The organism is Glycomyces sp. NRRL B-16210 (genome assembly GCF_000719515.1).
Lineage (GTDB): Bacteria > Actinomycetota > Actinomycetes > Mycobacteriales > Micromonosporaceae > Glycomyces.
Window position 1 is genome coordinate 232592 of the sequence record NZ_JOGR01000013.1, and the last position, 18619, is coordinate 251210.

At 69.5% G+C, this 18619-nt stretch carries 17 protein-coding genes; 5 read left to right on the forward strand and 12 right to left on the reverse strand.

Features of this window, described 5'->3' with window-relative positions; all coding sequences use genetic code 11:
• Nucleotides 1–59 precede the first annotated feature (59 nt).
• The 3 genes from tpiA to IF12_RS25240 all read left to right on the forward strand — a co-directional run bounded on the left by tpiA (nucleotide 60) and on the right by IF12_RS25240 (nucleotide 2150).
• Entirely contained in the window at nucleotides 60–845 is a 786-nt protein-coding gene (gene tpiA, locus IF12_RS0119605; RefSeq protein WP_197034805.1) for a triose-phosphate isomerase, read from the forward strand.
• Nucleotides 846–1168: 323 nt separating this feature from the next.
• Nucleotides 1169–1414: a preprotein translocase subunit SecG gene (gene secG, locus IF12_RS0119610; RefSeq protein ID WP_231492652.1), complete on the forward strand. Its 246-nt coding sequence runs from the start codon at nucleotides 1169–1171 to the stop codon at nucleotides 1412–1414.
• Between the two features lie 382 nt (nucleotides 1415–1796).
• Nucleotides 1797–2150 carry an RNA polymerase-binding protein RbpA gene (locus IF12_RS25240; protein WP_081913765.1) on the forward strand — a complete coding sequence of 118 codons (354 nt, stop codon included), beginning with the start codon at nucleotides 1797–1799 and terminating at the stop codon, nucleotides 2148–2150.
• A 206-nt stretch (nucleotides 2151–2356) separates the two neighbouring features.
• On the opposite strand, the gene pgl is transcribed toward IF12_RS25240, so the two are convergent.
• The 6 genes from pgl to tkt all read right to left on the reverse strand — a co-directional run bounded on the left by pgl (nucleotide 2357) and on the right by tkt (nucleotide 10508).
• Complete coding sequence (pgl, locus tag IF12_RS0119620; RefSeq protein WP_030161452.1) at nucleotides 2357–3100, reverse strand: 6-phosphogluconolactonase; 744 nt, start codon at nucleotides 3098–3100, stop codon at nucleotides 2357–2359.
• Nucleotides 3097–4041 (reverse strand): glucose-6-phosphate dehydrogenase assembly protein OpcA, encoded by a 945-nt coding sequence (locus IF12_RS0119625; protein ID WP_133884280.1) that lies wholly within the window; start codon nucleotides 4039–4041, stop codon nucleotides 3097–3099. Before IF12_RS0119625 ends, pgl begins: the two co-directional genes overlap by 4 nt.
• 15 nt (nucleotides 4042–4056) lie before the next feature.
• On the reverse strand, nucleotides 4057–5598 hold the full coding sequence (gene zwf / locus IF12_RS0119630) for a glucose-6-phosphate dehydrogenase (RefSeq protein ID WP_030161455.1): 1542 nt from the start codon (nucleotides 5596–5598) through the stop codon (nucleotides 4057–4059).
• Nucleotides 5599–7218, reverse strand: coding sequence for a glucose-6-phosphate isomerase (locus IF12_RS0119635; RefSeq protein ID WP_030161457.1), 1620 nt, complete (start codon nucleotides 7216–7218; stop codon nucleotides 5599–5601).
• Nucleotides 7215–8363, reverse strand: coding sequence for a transaldolase (gene tal / locus IF12_RS0119640; protein ID WP_030161459.1), 1149 nt, complete (start codon nucleotides 8361–8363; stop codon nucleotides 7215–7217). The genes IF12_RS0119635 and tal overlap by 4 nt, the downstream gene beginning before the upstream one ends.
• Before the next feature lie 66 nt (nucleotides 8364–8429).
• The gene (gene tkt, locus IF12_RS0119645) at nucleotides 8430–10508 is read right to left on the reverse strand and encodes a transketolase (protein WP_231492653.1); all 2079 of its coding nucleotides are present in this window, start codon (nucleotides 10506–10508) and stop codon (nucleotides 8430–8432) included.
• Nucleotides 10509–10734: 226 nt separating this feature from the next.
• Between tkt and IF12_RS0119650 the strand changes: the two genes are divergently transcribed.
• Nucleotides 10735–11793 carry a heme o synthase gene (locus tag IF12_RS0119650; protein ID WP_081913766.1) on the forward strand — a complete coding sequence of 353 codons (1059 nt, stop codon included), beginning with the start codon at nucleotides 10735–10737 and terminating at the stop codon, nucleotides 11791–11793.
• 181 nt (nucleotides 11794–11974) lie between these two features.
• Here the strand turns inward: IF12_RS0119650 and IF12_RS0119655 are convergent, their stop codons facing one another.
• Nucleotides 11975–12865 (reverse strand): transketolase C-terminal domain-containing protein, encoded by an 891-nt coding sequence (locus tag IF12_RS0119655; RefSeq protein ID WP_030161464.1) that lies wholly within the window; start codon nucleotides 12863–12865, stop codon nucleotides 11975–11977.
• 79 nt (nucleotides 12866–12944) lie between these two features.
• Complete coding sequence (locus tag IF12_RS0119660) at nucleotides 12945–13619, reverse strand: transketolase (RefSeq protein WP_035749636.1); 675 nt, start codon at nucleotides 13617–13619, stop codon at nucleotides 12945–12947.
• A 72-nt stretch (nucleotides 13620–13691) separates the two neighbouring features.
• Between IF12_RS0119660 and soxR the strand changes: the two genes are divergently transcribed.
• Nucleotides 13692–14156, forward strand: a complete 465-nt coding sequence (gene soxR, locus IF12_RS0119665) for a redox-sensitive transcriptional activator SoxR (RefSeq protein ID WP_030161468.1) — start codon at nucleotides 13692–13694, stop codon at nucleotides 14154–14156.
• A 276-nt stretch (nucleotides 14157–14432) separates the two neighbouring features.
• Here the strand turns inward: soxR and IF12_RS0119670 are convergent, their stop codons facing one another.
• From IF12_RS0119670 to IF12_RS0119685, 4 genes are all read right to left on the reverse strand, one after another.
• Entirely contained in the window at nucleotides 14433–15785 is a 1353-nt protein-coding gene (locus tag IF12_RS0119670; protein WP_030161470.1) for a hypothetical protein, read from the reverse strand.
• A 146-nt stretch (nucleotides 15786–15931) separates the two neighbouring features.
• On the reverse strand, nucleotides 15932–16618 hold the full coding sequence (locus IF12_RS0119675; RefSeq protein ID WP_030161472.1) for a response regulator transcription factor: 687 nt from the start codon (nucleotides 16616–16618) through the stop codon (nucleotides 15932–15934).
• 121 nt (nucleotides 16619–16739) lie between these two features.
• Nucleotides 16740–17870 (reverse strand): sensor histidine kinase, encoded by a 1131-nt coding sequence (locus IF12_RS0119680; RefSeq protein ID WP_030161473.1) that lies wholly within the window; start codon nucleotides 17868–17870, stop codon nucleotides 16740–16742.
• A gap of 13 nt (nucleotides 17871–17883) precedes the next feature.
• The gene (locus IF12_RS0119685) at nucleotides 17884–18558 is read right to left on the reverse strand and encodes a DUF2306 domain-containing protein (RefSeq protein WP_030161475.1); all 675 of its coding nucleotides are present in this window, start codon (nucleotides 18556–18558) and stop codon (nucleotides 17884–17886) included.
• Nucleotides 18559–18619: the final 61 nt, after the last annotated feature.

Below are 18619 nucleotides of genomic sequence, written 5' to 3' on the forward strand. Positions count from 1 at the left end.
CCGTCGCCCCGCCCAACCGCGCCGCTTCGCGACGCTTCCCCGAACCGGAGTAAACGCTGATGTCTGAGACTCGCAAGCCGCTCATCGCCGGCAACTGGAAGATGAACCTCAACCACCTCGAAGCGATCGCCCTGGTGCAGAAGCTGGCCTTCAGCCTCGACCGCGAGCAGCTCGAAGCGGTCGAGACCGTCGTCCTGCCGCCGTTCGTCGACATCCGCAGCGTGCAGACGCTCGTCGACGGCGACAAGCTGACCATCGGCTTCGGCGCCCAGGACCTGTCGGCGCACCCGTCGGGCGCCTACACCGGCGAGATCGCCGGCTCGATGCTCGCCAAGCTCGGCTGCTCGTACGTGGCCGTGGGCCACTCCGAGCGCCGGCAGTTCCACGACGAGGGCGACGAGCTGGTGGCCGCCAAGGTCCGCCAGGCGCTCAACAACGGCATCAGCCCGATCCTGTGCGTCGGCGAGGCGCTGGACGTCCGCGAGGCGGGCAACCACGTGCCGCACACGGTGAGCCAGCTGATCGCCGCCGTCGACGGACTGACCGAGGAGGAGCTCGGCAAGGTCGTCGTGGCCTACGAGCCCGTCTGGGCCATCGGGACCGGCCGCACGGCCACCCCCGAGGACGCCCAGGAGGTCATCGGGGCCCTGCGTTCGGCGCTGGCCGAGAAGTTCGGCGCGGTGGCGGACCGGGTTCGCATCCTCTACGGCGGTTCGGTGAAGTCCTCGAACGTCGCCCAGATCATGGGCAAGCCGGACATCGACGGCGCCCTGGTGGGCGGCGCGAGCCTGGACGCCGAGGAGTTCGCCAAGATCGTGCGCTTCCCGGAGCACGCGGGGGCGTGAAACAGAAGCGCCGCCCGGAGCACGCGGGGGCGTAACAGTATTTCGGCCCGCAGCGCATCGAGCTGAGCGCTGCGGGCCTCAAGAGCAGGGCCGTCGTACAACGTCGTACGGCGGCTCCCTTCGTATCCCGGGCCAGCGGCAGTCATTCCGCCCTTTCCATTTGTCGGGATCCCACTTCACGAGCTGACCAGCTGATTCGCTCGCACGCAGTTGCAATCATGCCGACACCGCCTTAGGTTGTCGTCATGTCCTCCGCTAGACTCGGACCCGGCCCGCGCCCCATATCGGGTCAGAATTGCTGAGAGGACACCCGATCACCGATGATGACGGTTCTGAGTTACGCCCTGCTGATCCTCCTGCTGCTCTCCAGCGGAGTCCTGATCCTCATGGTGCTGCTGCACAAGGGCAAGGGCGGCGGCCTGTCGAGCATGTTCGGCGGCGGCGCGGCCTCGGTGGCCTCCGGTTCGTCCGTGGCGGAGAAGAACCTCACCCGCATCACGATCGGCGTCGGCGTCATCTGGTTCGCCAGCATCCTGGCGTTCGGCCTCCTCCTGCGGGCCATCGTCTAGCGGTCCGGTCAGCGAACACGACTTCGGTCTGGGTCCGGCGAGCTATGCTCGCCGGACCCAGTCGCGTTTTCAGGGTTCTCCGCCCCGGCCAGAACCGGTGTCAGTTCACTCCACGAATCTCCTAGGGACGCAACCGATTCGATGCGAGCGGGGCTCTAGAACCCGCCTCTACTTCCGGCGCAATGCGAACTCGCGGCAGTCTTTACAGTGTGTGCGTTGCGTCATAGAATTGCTGAGGGCGGTGCTCCTACCGCTCCGGCCGGTGACTCCACGGCGACGAATGGGGAGCCGCGCGGTCTTCCTCCCGCCGACTCCTGAAACCGCTGCCGCGTCCGGTCGATTTCCACAAGAGATCTCCCGTCTGTGAGGAGCGATCACACATATGTCCAACGGACAAGCCATCCGCGGCACGCGAATCGGCGCCACCCCGGGACTCCACTCGGAACGCGGCGAACCCGTGCCTCGGCAGCAAGTCAGATATTGGTGCGCCAACGGACACGAGACCACCCGGTCTTTCGCGCTGTACGTCGAGGTGCCAGAGGAATGGGACTGCACCTGCTGCGGATGGCCCGCCAGTCCCGATCAAGACAACCCCCCAGAACGCCGATCAGCCAAGCCGTACAAGACCCACCTGAATTACGTGCGGGAGCGCCGCAGCGAAGAAGAGGCCGAAGACCTCCTCGCCGAAGCGCTCGCCGCCCGCGCCGCGGCACGCGGCGAACGCTCGCTGTACTAGCCACCGAGCGTCGAACTCACCCGAACACCAGACACCAGACACCAGACACCAGACACAAAAAAGCGGCTCTCACCACCGCTTGCATCACCGGGCGGCCCTCACCACCGCCCCGAGCGGCACGACATCGCATGGTTGGGCGATCGGCCGCAGCTGACACAGCGAGGGCCCGGAACGGATCGGAATCCGTTCCGGGCCCTTCAGTCCGCTCAGAGCTCCAGATGCTTCAAACGCGCCGCCGCGGCCTTGTCGATGAGCCAGCGCGTGTGGCCCTGGGCCTCGACGCGCCCCGCCGGCAGCTCGCGCTTCTCCAGCGCCTCGTCCACCGCTTCGGCCTTGCCGTCACCGGAGGCGATGATCCACGCCGCCGTGGCGGTGTTGAGGGCCCCCAGCGTCAGCGAGACGCGCTCCGGCGGCGGCTTGGGGGAGTCGTGGACCCCCACCGCCGCGCCCTCGGCATCGAGCGCCGGGTTGCCCGGGAACAGCGAGGCCACATGCCCGTCCTCGCCGATGCCCAACAGCAGCAGATCGAACGCGGGAACCCCGGCACCGCCCGCGGCGGCCGCCAATTCGGCCTCGTACCGCGCCGCCGCCTCCTCAGGCGTGCCCACGGCGTCCGCGGCCGCCATCGGATGCACCCGCGCCGGGTCCACCGGCAGATGGTCCAGGAACGCCTCGCGCGCCTGTGTTTCATTGCGCTCCGGGTCGCCCGAAGGCAGGAACCGCTCGTCGCCCCACCAGAAGTCGACCTTCGACCAGTCCACGACCCCCCGGATCGAGGACCCGAGGATGTTCACGTACACCTTCGCGGCGATCCGCCCGCCGGTGAGCACGATCGACGCCTCGCCGCGGGACGCCTGCGCGTCCGCGAGCCGGTTGATCAGCCGCGACGCCACCGCGTCGGCCAGCACGTCCGCGTCCTCGTGGACGATCACTGCGTTCGAGCGGCTCATGCGCCCGCCCGCAGGGTCGCGTAGTGCTCCTGGAACCCGTCCAGCACCTTCCGGTAGGCCGTGTCGGGGTCGATGTGCCGCAGCTCCTCGGCCAGCAGCTGGCCCAGGGTCCGGCCCTGGAGCGTCTGGCGGCGCTTCGGCAGGCCCTCCTGGCGCAGCACGGTCGTGCCGTCGGCCTGGCGCTCGACCTCCATCTTCTCGCCGCCGGCCATCGTGAACGCCACCGAGGCGATCGCGGGCAGGTGCTCGGAGTTGCGCTCGACCTCGGTGTCGACCACCTCGGGCGCGACACCCAGGCGCGTGTCGAGCCACGCGGCCATGAGCTGCGCCGACGGGTCGTCCTCGTCGGCCTTGATGACGATCTTCTCCACCGACTTGGTCACCCCGTCGAAGGCGCTGGCGATGAGCGAGCGCCACAGGCTGATGCGGGTCCAGCAGATGTCGGTGTCGCCCGGCTCGTACGACTCGGCGCGCCGGTACAGCGACGCGACCGGGTCGGCCGCGCGGGCGGAGTAGGTGATGCGGCGGTCGGCGAACGACCGCAGCTCGTGCTCCAGGCCGTAGCGGACCGGGTCGAGCAGCCACCAGGTCACCACGGGCACGTCCGAGGCGAGCATCGGCAGCACGATCGCGGTCAGGTGGGCGGCGGCCGGGCCGTCCAGGCGCAGGATGATCGCCTCGGCCGATCCGAGGCGGTCGCCCACGGTGACCTCGGCGTCGATGCGCGGCTCGGTCGCCTCCAGGTCGCGGGGGATCGCCATGATCAGCCGGTACGGGTGCTCCTGCGCGGCGAACGAGGCGGCCTTCTCGACCTCCTCGCGCTCGTCCTCGGTCGTCAGGGCGACCAGGTTGAGCGCCAGGCCGGAGGCGCCGCCGAGTTCGTGGAGCAGCCCGTCGAGGGCCTTCATGATGTCGCCGGTGGTGGTGTCCTTCAGATGCACGTCCAGACTCCCCTTCTAGGCCCGGCGCCAGCGGCGGCCGGAGGATTGCAGCATGTGGTCGGCCCCGGCGGGGCCCCACGTCCCCGACTCGTACAGCTCGGGTTTCGTGTTGGCCCAGTACTCCTCGAGCGGGTCGATCACGGCCCAGGAGGCGTCGACCTCCTGCGCGTCGGGGAACAGGGTCTTGTCGCCCAGGAGCACGTCGAGGATGAGCCGCTCGTACGCTTCGGGGCTGGACTCGGTGAACGTCTCGCCGTAGCCGAAGCCCATCGAGATGTCCCGCAGCTCCATGCCGGTGCCGGGGACCTTCGAGCCGAACTTGACGGTGATGCCCTCGTCGGGCTGGACGCGGATGACCAGCTGGTTGTTCCCGAGCGTCTTGGTGTCGTAATCGGCGAAGGGCATGTGCGGGGCCTCCTTGAAGACCACCGCGATCTCGGTGACGCGCTTGGGGAGCCGCTTGCCGGTGCGCAGGTAGAACGGCACGCCGTTCCAGCGGCGGTTCTGGATGCCGATCTGGACCGCCGCGTAGGTCTCGGTGGTCGAGGTCTGCGGGATGTTGTCCTCGGCGAGGTAGCCCTGGACGGGACGGCCCTGCACCCAGCCGTCGGCGTACTGGCCGCGGATCGCGGTCGCCTCGAGGTCGTCGTGGAGCTTGATGGCCCGCAGGACCTTCAGCTTCTCGGTGCGGATCTCCTCGGCCTCGAACCCGTTGGGCTGCTCCATGGCGGCGATCGCGAGCAGTTGCAGGACGTGGTTCTGGAGCACGTCGCGGGCGGCGCCGTTGTCGTCGTAGAACCCGGCGCGGGTGCCGATGCCGACGTCCTCGGCCATGGTGATCTGCACGTGGTCGACGTAGTTGGAGTTCCAGATCGGCTCGAACATCGCGTTCGCGAAGCGCAGCGCGAAGATGTTCTGCACCGTCTCCTTGCCGAGGTAGTGGTCGATGCGGAACACGTCCGCGGGCGTGAACACCCGGTCGACCAGGCCGTTGAGCTCCGAGGCCGAAGGGCGGTCCTCGCCGAAGGGCTTCTCGACCACGACGCGCCGCCAGCCGCCGCCGTCCTGGCGGTTGTCGGCCATGCCGGTGCGCTCGAGCTGCTTGAGCACGGTCGGGAACGCCAGCGGCGGGATGGAGAAGTAGAACGCGGCGTTGCCGATGATGCCGTGCGATTCGCGCAGGTCGTCGAGGGTCGCGTCGAGGCGGTCGAAGCCCGCGTCGTCGTCGAAGGTGCCCGAGACGAACTTGAAGTTCCCTGCCAGGCGGGCCCAGACCTCCTCGCGCCACGGGGTGCGCGCGTGGGCCTGGGCGGCCTCGCGGGCCATCTCCTCGAACGTCCCGTGGTCCCAGTCGCGGCGGGCGAACCCGAGGATCGCGAACGAGGCCGGCAGGAGCCCGCGGTTGGCGAGGTCGTAGATCGCCGGGATGAGCTTCTTCTTGGCGAGGTCGCCGGTGACGCCGAAGATCACCAGCGCGCAAGGCTCGGGGATGCGCGGCAGCCGCCGGTCGGCGGGATCGCGCAGGGGATTGACGTGGTGCACGGTGTCCGGGTCCATCTAGCTCAGCTCCCTGACGGCGTGGAGGATCTGGTTGACGCCCCGCTTGCGGTCGGTCAGGTGCAGTCGCACCGTCGGGCGCTCGCGCGACTGGAGGGCCTGGCGGTCGCCGGCGGCCTGGGCGGCCTGGAGCCCGGCGAAGGTGTAGTCGCGGCCGGGGATGACGAGGTCTTCGCCGACCTCGCCGGTGAGCTGCAAGAACACACCGGTCTGGCGTCCGCCCTTGTGGAACTGGCCGGTCGAGTGCAGGAAGCGCGGGCCCCAGCCCCAGGTGACGGGCGCGCCGGTGCGGTCGGCCAGTTCGGCGCGGAGCCTGGCGATCTCGGCGTCGTCGAACCGGTCGAGGTAGGCCAGGACGGCGATGTAGGCGCCTTCGCTGTCGGCGTTGGTGAGCACCTCGCCGAGCGCGCCGGCGACGGTCTCGGCGTGCGAGCCGTAGATCTCGACCGCGCCGTCCACGGCGTGCGGGCGCTCCTCGGGGAGGCCGTCGGCGAGGATGCGGTTGGTGTTCTCCTTGGACTCGGTCACGTTGGGCTGGTTGAACGGGTCGATGCCGATCAGGTGCCCGGCGTAGGCGGTCGCCAGCTCCCACGCGAGGAACTGGGCGCCGAGCGGGCCGTTGACGACCACGTCGGGCATCGCCAGCTGCGAGCCGGACCCGGGCAGGCCCGTGGAGGAGCCGCCGACGGTGGCGTACACGCGGTCGGCGCCGCGGGCGCCGGCGGCGGCCGGTCCTTCGAGGACGACCGGGAGGGTGCCCTTGCCGTCCTTGCCGAGGGATTCGGCGATGAGCTGCTCGGCCCAGTCGCCCAGGCCCACGATGCCCGAGCCGTCGTCGGCGATGGTGATCGTCGGCTTGGCCGCGATGACCGCGCCGAGGACCACGGCCGGGTCGTCGCCCTCGCCGCCGGCGACGGCGTTCGCGAAGGTCTCGGCCTGGTCGATCAGCTCGGCCACGTCGGCGCCGGCCAGAGCGGTCGGGACGATCCCGAAGGCCGTCAGCGCCGAGTAGCGCCCGCCCACGGTGGCGTCGGCGAGGAACACCGGCGAGCCCTGCTCCTTCGCGAGCGACTCGAGGGCCGAGCCGGGGTCGGTGACGAACACGAACCGCTTCGCGTAGTCCTCGACGCCGACGCCCTTGAACGCGGCCTCGAAGGCGCGCCGCTGCGAGTCGGTCTCGACCGTGGAGCCGGACTTGGAGGAGACGACCACGGCGGTGCGCCGCAGGGACGCCTCGCCGAGTTCGGCGATGATCTGGCCCGGGTCGGTGGTGTCGAGGATGCTGATGCCCAGGTCGAGGGTCCGGGAGATGACCTCGGGCGCGAGCGAGGAGCCGCCCATGCCCGCGAGCGCGATGTGGTCGACGCCCTGTTCGTGCAGTTCGGCGCGCAGCTTGGCCAGCGGCGCGAGCAGCTCCTTGGAGGCCACGAAGGTGTCGACCCAGCCGAGTCGGATTGCGGCCTCTTCTTCGGCGTCGGGACCCCACAGGGTCGGGTCCTTCGCGGCGACCTTCGCGGGGACGTCCCCGGCCTTGAGCCGCTCGACGCCGGCGTTCACGTCGACTCCCGTGGTGACCGCGAGGCCCCCGGCGGCTTCCATCTTCCCCATCGGCTCGCTCACTTCTGTTCTCCGCTGTTGTCAAGGTTGGGTTCGGGGGTGCTCGACTTGAGCTGGGCGTCGATCTGCTCGAGCAGCTGGTTCCAGCTGTCGATGAACTTCTCCACGCCTTCGTCCTCCAGGACCTGCACGACGTCGGCGTAGTCGACGCCGACGCGCTCCAGGCGGAGCATGACGGTCGCCGCGTCGGCGTAGTGCGGCCGGATCGTGTCGGCCTCGACCTCGCCGTGGTCGGCGAAGTCGTGCAGGGTGCCCTCGGGCATGGTGTTGACGGTGCCGGGGGCGATGAGGCCCTCGACGTAGAGCACGTCGCGGTAGTCGGGGTTCTTGACCGACGTGGAGGCCCACAGCGGGCGCTGCGGGACGGCCCCGGCCGCCGCGAGGGCCTCCCAGCGTTCGGTCCCGAACGCGTTCTCGTACTCCTGGTAGGCCAGCCGCGCGTTCGCGACCGCGGCCTTGCCCTTGAGCGCCTTGGCCTCGTCGGTGCCGACGGCGTCGAGGCGCTTGTCGATCTCGGCGTCCACGCGCGAGACGAAGAACGAGGCGACCGACCGGATGGTCGAGAGGTCGATCCCCTTGTCCTTGGCCTTTTCGAGCCCGGCCATGTAGGCGTCCATGACCGCCCGGTAGCGCTTGAGGGAGAAGATCAGCGTCACGTTGACGCTGATGCCCTCGCCGATCGCGGCCGTGATGGCCGGGAGCCCGGCCTCGGTCGCGGGGATCTTGATGAAGGTGTTCGGCCGGTCCACGGCCCACCACAGGGCCTTGGCCTCGGCGACGGTCGCCCGCGTCTCGTGCGCGAGCCGCGGGTCGACCTCGATGGAGACGCGGCCGTCCTGGCCCCCGGTGTTCTCGAACACCGGCGCCAGGACGTCCGCGGCCCAGCGGATGTCGAAGGTGGTGATGGCGCGAGCGGCCTCGTCGACGCTCACTTTGCGGGCCGCGAGGTCCGCGATCTGCTCGTCGTAGCCGCTGCCCTTGCTCAGGGCGTTGGCGAAGATGGACGGGTTCGACGTGACGCCCACGACGGACGACTCGGCGATGAGTTCCCTCAGGTTCCCCGTCTCCAGTCGCTCCCGCGAGATGTCGTCGAGCCAGACCGACACTCCCGCGGCCGACAGTCCGGCCAGGTTCTCGTTCGCGCTCATCGGTTCCTCCAGCTTTCCAGCTAGTCTTCGATCCGCTTCAATGCTGTTGTACTGCTCGGCGAGCCGTTACTGCTGCGCCTTCTTGATGGAGGAGCGGGCCGCGTCCGCCACGGCGGCGGCGGTGATCCCGAATTCCTCGTACAACTTCTCGAACGGCGCGGAGGCGCCGAAGTGTTCCAGGGAGACGCTGACTCCCGCGTCACCCACGATGTCCCTCCAGGACAGGCCGATGCCGGCCTCGACCGACACGCGCGCCTTGACGCCCTTGGGCAGCACCGACTCGCGGTAGGCCTCATCCTGCTCGTCGAACCACTCGATCGACGGCATCGACACCACGCGGGCCTTGACGCCCTCGCCCGCGAGGGTCTCGGCGGCCTGCACGGCCAACTGGACCTCCGAGCCGGAGCCGATGAGGATCACGTCCGGGGTGCCCTCGGTGTCGGCCAGGACGTACCCGCCCTTGGCCGCGCCCTCGGCCGAACCGTAGACCTCGCGGTCGAACACCGGGATGTTCTGGCGCGTCAGCGCGAGCGCCGCGGGGCGGTCGGTCTTGCCCAGCAGGGTCTTCCAGACCACGGCCGTCTCGTTGGCGTCGCCGGGGCGGATCACGTCCAGGCCCGGGATCGCCCGCAGCGCCGCGAGGTGCTCGACCGGCTGGTGGGTCGGGCCGTCCTCGCCCAGGCCGATCGAGTCGTGCGTCCACACGTAGACCACCGGGGTCTGCATGAGCGCCGCCAGGCGCACGGCCGGACGCATGTAGTCGGAGAAGACCAGGAACGTGCCGCCGTAGGGGCGGGTGGGCCCGTGGAGCTTGATGCCGTTGAGGATCGCGCCCATGCCGAACTCGCGGATGCCGAAGTGGAGGGTGCGCCCGTACGGGTTGCCCGGGTAGGTCTTGGTCTGGCGCGACAGCGGCAGGAACGAGGGCTCGCCGTCCATCGTGGTGTTGTTCGACCCGGCCAGGTCGGCCGAGCCGCCCCACAGCTCCGGCAGCACCGGCGCGAGCGCCGACAGCACCTTGCCGGAGGCCGAACGGGTCGCGACGCCCTTCGCGGAGGGCTCGAACTCGGGGAAGGCGGCCTCGAAGCCCTCGGGGAACTCGCCCGCCCACAGGCGGTCGTGCAGGGCCTTGTTCTCGGGGTTCGCCGACGCCCACGCGTCGAAGGCGCCCTGCCACTCGGCGCGCTCGGCCTGGCCGCGCTCGACCACGCCGCGCGTGTACGCCAGCACCTCGTCGGACACCTGGAAGGCCTGCTCGGGGTCGAAGCCCAGCAGCTCCTTGGTCGCGGCGATCTCGCCGGCGCCCAGGGCCGAACCGTGGGCCGCGTACGAGTTCTGCTTCTTCGGGGCGGGCCAGCCGATGATGGTCTTCAGACGGATCAGCGAGGGCTTGTCGGTGACGGCCTTGGCCGCCTCGATCGCCTCGAACAGCGCCCGCGGGTCCTCCTTGTACTCGGCCCCGCCCTTCCAGTCCACGGTCTGCACGTGCCAGCCGTAGGCCTCGTAGCGCTTCGCCACGTCCTCGACCAGGGCGATGTTCGTGTCGTCCTCGATCGAGATCTCGTTGTCGTCGTAGATGAGGACCAGGTTGCCCAGCTCCTGCACGCCCGCGATCGACGAGGCCTCGTGGGTCACGCCCTCCTCGATGTCGCCGTCGGAGGCCAGGACGTACACGAAGTGGTCGAACAGGCTCTCGCCCACCGCCGGCTCCGGGTCGAACAGGCCCCGCTCGCGGCGGGCGGCCATCGCCATGCCCACGGCCGTCGCCAGGCCCTGCCCGAGCGGACCAGTCGTGGTCTCCACGCCCTTGGTGTGGTGCACCTCGGGGTGCCCCGGGGTCAGCGATCCCCACTGGCGCAGGCTCTTCAGGTCCTCAAGCTCCAGGCCGTACCCGGCCAGGTACAACTGGACGTACAGTGTCAGACTCGAGTGGCCGCACGAAAGCACGAAGCGGTCGCGGCCCTCCCAGTTCGGCTCGCTCGGGTCGTGGCGCATGACCTTGTGGAACAAGGTGTGCGCCACCGGGGCCAGGCTCATGGCGGTGCCGGGGTGACCGTTGCCGGCCTTCTCCACCGCGTCCGCGGCCAGCAGCCGCGCCGTGTCAACCGCTTGCTGGTCGAGTTCGGTCCACTCGAACTGTGCCACTGCGATACTCCTTGATGAATCGTCTTGATACTCGTCGTATTTGGGCCGTTGACGTGTGTCTTCTGACCCTACCTACACGGGGTGAACTTTATGCGCAGTCTCTCGGAGGCCGGAATTCCGCACGTTGTGAACCCGCCCACGAGCAAGACTCGCACCCGGAACGCCCAGGTAGGGGCCCTCGACCCAGGCCCGGGTCACAACCGCACAGACCGTATGGTGGGCGGTGATGAACGAGGACCCGACCCGCGCAGACGACGGCGCCGCCGCAAGCGGCGCCGTTCTGAACGGAACCCCCGCTGAAGGTGCGGCTTCGAACGGCACCGCGACCGACCGCCCCCGGCCCCAGGCCCGCAAGCGGATCGAGGTGCCCGAACCCGACGCCCCGGAAGCGGCGCGGCCGGACCTGCGCACCCTCGTCGGCGCGTACGTGTCACTCACCAAGCCGCGGATCGTCGAGCTGCTCCTCATCACCACCATCCCGGCGATGCTCGTCGCCGCGCGCATGGAGTACGACAGCCTTCCGACCCTCACGGCCGTCATCGCGACCCTCCTCGGCGGCGCGCTCGCGGCCGGGTCGGCCAACGCGATCAACTGCTACATCGACCGCGACATCGACCAGCTCATGCGCCGCACCTCCCGGCGCCCCCTGGCCAAGCACCAGATCCCGCCGCGCAACGCGCTGATCTTCGGGCTGGTCATCGGCGCGGTCGCCGTCCTCGGCATGGGCCTGCTCGTCAACTGGCTCGCCGCGGCGCTGACCTTCGGCGCGATCGTCTACTACGACGTGGTCTACACGATCTGGCTCAAGCGCACCACCCCGTACAACACGGTGTGGGGCGGCGCGTGCGGCGCGGCGCCGGTGCTCATCGGCTGGGCGGCCGTGACCGGCCACATGTCGTGGATGGCGTGGATCCTGTTCGCCGTGGTGTTCCTGTGGCAGCCCCCGCACTTCTACGCCCTCGCCATGAAGTTCAAGGACGACTACGCCGCCGCGGGCATCCCGATGCTGCCGACCGTGGCCCCGGCCAAGCGCGTGGCGATCGAGTCGGTCGTCTACGGCTGGCTGACGCTCATCGTGTCGCTGGTGGCCGTGCCGCTGGGATCGACCTGGCTGTACGGCGTCGTGGCGGCGGTGACCGGCGGCATGTTCGTGCTCGAATGCCACAAGCTGCTCGGGCGCGTCAACCGCGGCGAGGACCCGAAGCCGATGCGCCTGTTCCACTGGTCCACGAGCTACCTGACGCTGCTGTTCCTGGCGCTGGCGGTCGACTCGTTCCTCATGTAAGGCCTCTTATACAAGGCCATCGGGGTGTCGCGCCGGCACCCCCGGGGTCGGGTGTGTCGGATCGCAAGGCCCCCCGATGCAAGAGTGCCGCGGAGGTACGACAATCCGCGGGAGCCGGGAGCCGGGAGCCGGGAGCCGGGAGCCGGGAGCCGGGAGCCGGGAGCCCCTGCTCGGGCCCCGTTCAGGCCGGGCCCAGGAACTCCCTCACCCTTGCACCGATGCCCTCGGCGTCGAGGCCGTGCAACCGCTCGTGCTGCGCCGCCGTGCCGTACCGGCGCAACTCCTCCCGCCCCACCCCGATCGACAGCAACCGGTGCGGCCGATCAGACAATGCCTTAGAAACCAGCCAAGCCGACGTCCCCTCCAGATACGGCTCCACCATCACCACCGTCCCTCCCGTCTCGGCGGCCAGATCCCGCAACCCCTCCGTATCGAGCGGGCGCGGCGTGTTCGTATACGCCACCGTCACATCGAGACCCTCAGCGGCGGCCAGAACATTGTCGAGCACCGGCCCCACCGCGATCACCGCGGCGCGCTTACCTCTCCTCATCACCGACAGCGCACCGTCCGTTCCACCATGCGGAGCCTCGTTGTGCCGCAACGACAACCGCACATACGCACCCTCCTCCGAGTCCACCGCCTCCTCCAGCAGCGGCGGCACCTCCGCCGCATGGCCCGGCACGAACACCCGCCAACCCGGCAGCGTGTCGAACAGCGCCACATCTCGCGGGCCGAAATGCGTGAAACTGCCCTCGGCCCAGTCGTACGAAGCGCCCACGCTCACCAGCACCCCGCTCGTGCCCTGGCGCTCGAAATCGAGCTTGACCTGCTCGAACGCCCGCTCGATCAGGAACGGCGCATACGTGTGCGCGATCGGCCGCAGCCCGGCCAGCGCCAGGCCCCCGGCCGCGCCGACCAGCAACTGCTCGCGGATGCCGACGTTCACGACCCTGTCGGGATGGGCCTCGGCGGCCTTTCGGAAGAGGTCGGCGGAGATGTCGGCCAGGACCACCGCGACACGCGGGTCCCTGTCGAGGAGGTCGGCGGCAGCGGCGGCGAAGGCGTCGCGCATGGTCAGGCGCTGGAGGTCGTCGGTCAAAGGGCTGGAACGGAACATGGCGGGTCCTCGGTGAGTCGAAACGGAAGTCGGATCAGGTGCGGACGGTGGCGACCGTGACATGCGGTCGGTCCGGATGCGGCGCGGTGAACGCCCTGTAGAGCGCGTCGTGGTCGTGCATGTCCTCGGTGGCGGTGCTCCAGCCGTTGACCGCGAACCGGGAGGCGATCCCGCCGGCCCAGCCGTGCGAGGCGGAGTCGTTGTCGGCGACGATCACGTTGAGGTTCGCGAGTCCCACGGCCCCGGCGTAGGCGATCGCCTCATGGTTGGAGCCCTCGTCGAGCTCGGCGTCGCCGACCAGCACGTACACCTGCGCGTCGCGGTGTCCGGTGGCGCGCTGGCCGAGCGCGACGCCCACTCCCAGCGGCAGGCCGTGGCCCAGCGAACCGGAGGAGATCTCCGCACCGGGCACGAGCGTGGCGTCCGGGTGCGAGCCCAGCGGCGATTCGAGGTCCGCGACCGTGTCGAGCCATTCGGCCGGGAAGAACCCCTTCGCCGCCAGCACCGCGTAGAACGCGCTGGGGCCGTGGCCCTTCGACAGCAGGAACCGGTCCCGGGCCGGATCGTCGATCCGCTGCGGGTCGACCCGCAGCACGCGGTCGTAGAGCACCCAGATCGCGTCGAGCGTGTAGATGTTGATGTTCGGATAGCGGGCGTCGACCACGGTGCGCTGGGCGAGTTCTCTGGTCTCCTCATAGGTGATGGTCATGCCGGAATCATGTAACTTCAAGTCGACTTGAGGTCAATGCCTTCGGGTGAAAGTCGAAGTGAGGACGGCCACATGAGCGATCCCGATGCCCGTACGCTGCTTGCGATCGGCGACTTCGCCGCGCGCGCCGGACTGCCCGCGCCGACGCTGCGCTACTACGAGTCGCTCAGCCTGATCCACTCGGTGCGCACCGGCGGCAACCAGCGCCGCTACCGCCGGGCCGAGCTGCGCCGGGTCGCGTTCATCCGGGCCGCGCGCTCGGTGGGCCTGTCCCTGGACGAGATCAAGGACGCCTTGGACCGGCTGCCCGAGCGGCGCATCCCCGACCGCGCCGACTGGCAGCGGCTCTCCTCCTCGTGGCGGCAGCGACTGGAGGACCAGATCGCCTACCTGCGCGATCTACAGGAGGATTTGGACGGCTGCGTCGGCTGCGGTTGCCTGTCCCTCGACCAGTGCTCGATCTACAACCGAGGCGACGAACTCGCCGCCGACGGCCCCGGCCCCCGCCGGGGATTCAAGACGAAGCCGGGAGGATGAGCAGGCCCATCCATCGACCCGTTCCTGACCGCGTCGATAGAGCGATGCCGGGCCGCCCTAGGCCGTTGCGGCCGGGCGACCGTGCGGAGGCTAAGGAGAGTTCCGAGCGTGCTCAAGCGTTTTCGGTGCTTCCCAGTGCTTCCTCGGCGGCGTTTTTCTGAGGCGTTTCCCAACGGCGCTCCCGACTGCGATCCCCAATGGCGCTTCCCGGTGACACTCATAGCGAGAGGGACCCGCGGCGTCCCCGCTGTGGGCCCCTCTCGCCTCTATGGGGTTCTAGTTGGGGGAGTGGACCGTGCCGTCGTCCCAGTTCCGGTTCGCGCCTCTCAGGTACCAGCCGTTGCCGGAGTTGCCCGAGAAGTACTGCTCGATCGAACCGTCGAACGGCGTGGTGGAGGCGTTGCCGCCGTAGGTGTCGGTGTAGATCACGCCTTCACCCGAGGTCTGCAACGTGAAGCCGCCGGGGCGGAACTCGCGGTTCGTGCCCTTGAACGGCGAACGCGGGTCGTCCCAGTCCAACCGCTGCCCGCCGCCGGCCTGCAACGCCTCGTCGCAGTTGAAGCCGCCCAAGAGATCCGACTCGTAGCACAGGTCCAGGACCCTGCCGAGCCCGTCGGGCAGCGCCGGGTCGTGGTAGCGCTGGGAGTCGACCACATAGAAGAGCGGCGAGATGCTGAACGTCACGCCCGCCCCGCTGACCTGCGAGTTGCCGAACCAGAAGTCGTCCATGTCGGAGACGTTGAACGGCTGCGGCTCAGGGAAGAGCGGGTCGAAGTGGGTCTCGCCGCGGCGGATGGCGTCCACACAGGCGGCGTTGGAGATCAAGCGACCCAGCGTCTGGTACTCGGAGGGCGAGTCGGCCGGGACGGCCGTGCCGACCTCGACGCGCGGGCCGCCGAAGCCCGGGCATTCCGAGGGACCGAAGCCCCCGGCAACGCCGAACGGCATCATCAAGGCCACGTTCGCCTGAACGGTCTGGCCGCCGCCCGAGCACCTGATGTTGCTGATCAGCTCGTGGATGTTGTTCTTGAACGCGTCAGGCGAGTGCGTGCCCTGGTGGATCTTGAGCAGGATGTCGCAGTTGGCGAGGACATTGCCCTGCGGCGGGAAGAACGCGCTGCCGTCGTCGCCCTCGATCACGTCCGTGTTCTGGACGAGGATCTTGTGTCCGACGTGGTCTTCGTGGCGGTGGCTGGTCTCGGCCAGGCTGTCGGCCTGCACTTGGCTGACGTAGCCGAAGGGCGGGAACCCGCTGTCCGAGAACAGCGGCGAGTTCCGGGGATCGTCGCCGTGCTCGTGGCCGAAGGAGCAGCCGCTCGGGTCCTGCGTGGGGTGCCAGGTCGGGTAGACCTTGCCGTCCGGGCCGTATTCCCAGTACCGGGCGTGGATCTCGTTCGAGCACTCGCCGGCGCGCGGCTCGTACCCCTTCGGATCGGGTTGCAGGATCAGCTCGTAGGCCATGCTGAACTCGGCGTCGGCCGGGGGCAGCTCGGAGCCCCATGCGGGGTTCTGCTGCGCGATCGCCGAGGTCGTGGCGTTGACCGCGCCGATCGTGCCGACCACCGCCAAGGCGACGGCGACCGCTACGGCCCGGCGGACCCCGCGGGATGGTCTGAGTCTCTGGAGCATCTTCTTTCCTCCTGGTGGCACGCCGAATGACCGATCGGCGCTACACGGGTGAGGGAAGTAGACGCATTTACAGTTATCAATGCGCGGAGCCGCAGTCAATGATATTTAGGTATTTGTTGTAATTTGTTGTGAAAATAGTGGTTATTTTATGAAATATCGGATAAAGACCCTGAATTCGATGACGGATCCGCGTGCACGCGACCGGATTCGTACGCCCAGATAGCGGCCTCGACGCGGTTGCGCAGACCGAGTTTCGTGAGGACGCCTGCGATATGGGTCTTGACCGTGCCGAGCGAGAGGAACAGCCGCTCGCCGATCTCGGTGTTCGTCAGGCCCGTGGCGAGCAGCGCGAGCACCTCCTCCTCGCGGTCGGTGAGCGGACTGGTCGGCTGCCGTACCTGTCGGGCGGGGCGGGCGAACTCGCCGAGGAGGCGCATCGTGATCTGCGGCGAGATAAGGGCGTCGCCGTTTGCGGCGGCGCGCACGGCCTCGCCGATGAGGTGCGGGCCCGCGTCTTTGAGCAGGAAGCCTTTCGCTCCGGCGCGGAGCGCGCCGTGCACGTATTCGTCGAGGTCGAACGTGGTGATGACGACGACGGCGATCGGGTCGGCGATGCGCTCGCCCGCGAGGAGTGTGGTCGTCTGGATGCCGTCGAGCCCGGGCATCCGGATGTCCAGGAGCGCCACGTCGGGGCGCAGTTGCTGAGCGAGCCGGACCGCCTCCACGCCGTCCGCAGCCTCGCCGACCACCTCGATGTCGGACTGCGTTTCGAGCAGCATTCGAAGACCCGTGCGCACGGGCTCCTGGTCATCGGCGACGAGAACGCGGATCATAAGGGGCCCTTCAGGGTGAGATGGTGGTTCGAGGGCTTCGCCGCAAGACTCGGACCGGCTCCATGGCGGCCTTGCAGGGGAACTTGTTTTGCCCCGCGCTGACTTTGCCTAGGGCGGCCATCTACGCCTCGCGCTTTTCTGCGTGGACCGGCAGCACCGCGTTCAGGGTCCAGCCTCCGGCTGGATCTGGGCCGGCCGTTACCTCTCCGCCTAGCAGTGCCACTCGTTCTGTCATTCCTTGCAGTCCATGGCCTTCGCCTGAATTCGGCTTCGCCGGGGCTCCGTCGTTGTGGACCGTTAGCCGCGCGGTGTCCGCCTCCACATCGACCGTTACCTCGATGCCGGTGGCACCCCGGGCGTGGCGGCGGGCGTTCGTGACCCCTTCCTGTGCGATCCGGAACAGGGTCGAGGCCACGATGCCTGGCAGTTCCTCCGGAGCGTTAAGGCGCACGGTCACCGGCGGTGGCCCCGGATCGGCGAGGCGGGCGAGCTCGTCCATTCCCGCCGTCGGCGCGTACTCGGCCGGAGCGCGAAGCGTGCGCACGAGCGATCGCATGTCGGACAGCACCGCCTGCGCCTCGCGCTCGATCACGCCGAGCGACTCGGCCACGCGCGCCGTATCCCGCGGGTCCGCGCTCGCCACTTGCGCGCGGATCACGATGACCGAGACATGATGGGCCACAGTGTCGTGCAGATCGCGGGCGAGCGCCTCGCGCTCGCGCGACCGCACGGTGTCGAGGAGCCGTGCCCGCGCCTCGACGCGCTCGCGCCGCAGCGCCCCGATGAGGCACGCGCCGCCCATGAACGCGACCCCGGCGATCGTGTCCGCGAGCGGATCGCGCCCGAGCACACTGGAGAACACCAGCCCCGCCGCGACGACTACTGCGCCAGCGATTCGGTCCCGCCCTGAGCCCCAACGGAACAGGGCATACGGCACGGTGAGGAACGCGGCCGTGGTGACCAGCGCGTTCGGGTCGAGCCCCGCCGCGGCCTGCGCGAGCGCGAACGCGGAGGTCGAGCCCGTCATGACCGCGACGCTGATCAGCGGACGCGTGCGCCGCCACAGGAGCACCGGCAGGATCGCGACCGTGACCAGCATCGTCGCCGAGGGCCACGCGAGGTCCGGCCGCACCGCTCCCTCCACGAGGGACACTGCGACCAGTGCCACGACGAGGGCGAAGTCCCGCGGCCTTGGCCCCTCCGCGCCCTCGGCGCGCGGGCGCGACCAAGCGGCGGCGAGCTTGCTGTGCATGGGTCGCATCCTGTCACGCGGCGATCGTCGCAGGTCGGGGCCGCCGCAGCGCGGCACGCCGGCGGGCGATCACCCACTCGGCGACTACGGCGTTGATGAGCCATCCGGCGTTCAGCTGGACGGCGTGCGCGAGAGCGTCCGGTTCGCCGAACAGCACCATGGACCCGCCCGCGGTGAGCACCTGCGTGCCCGCGCCCATGGCCAGAGCGTAGGCGCGGATCATCCACGCGCCGTGAGCGACGGTGTCGCGGCGGGCGATCGCGGCGACGCCCAGGGCGAGGAACGCGAGCATGAGGGTGCCGACGATGTAGCGCGAGACCGCCACCGGGCCGTCGGCGATTGCGGGCGTGTCGTAGAACGCGGTCATCCACAGTCCGGTGAGCGCGACGGCGAGTCCGGCGGGCACGAGCAGGTAGCGCCCGGCGAAGCGGTGCCAGCGCAGGTGACGCATTCGCAGGCGCGGGAGGAACTGGAAGGCGCCGAGGATCGAGTAGGCCAGCGCGCCCGCGATGTGCACGACCACCGGCAGCGGCACCTGCATGAACCGGGCGTTCTCGGCGGTCTCGGGTGCGCCGGTGGCGATCTCGCCGATCCGGAACGCTCCGGCGAGTGAGGGAACGAGGGCGAGCAGGAGAAGTCCTGCGGCGATGAGCCATTCGCGGCGGGGCGTGCTTTTCGGAGGGTGCATATCGCCATCGTCGTCGCGGGAGCAGCCGGTCCGCTTCAGCCATGTGGCCGAACCCGCCGGT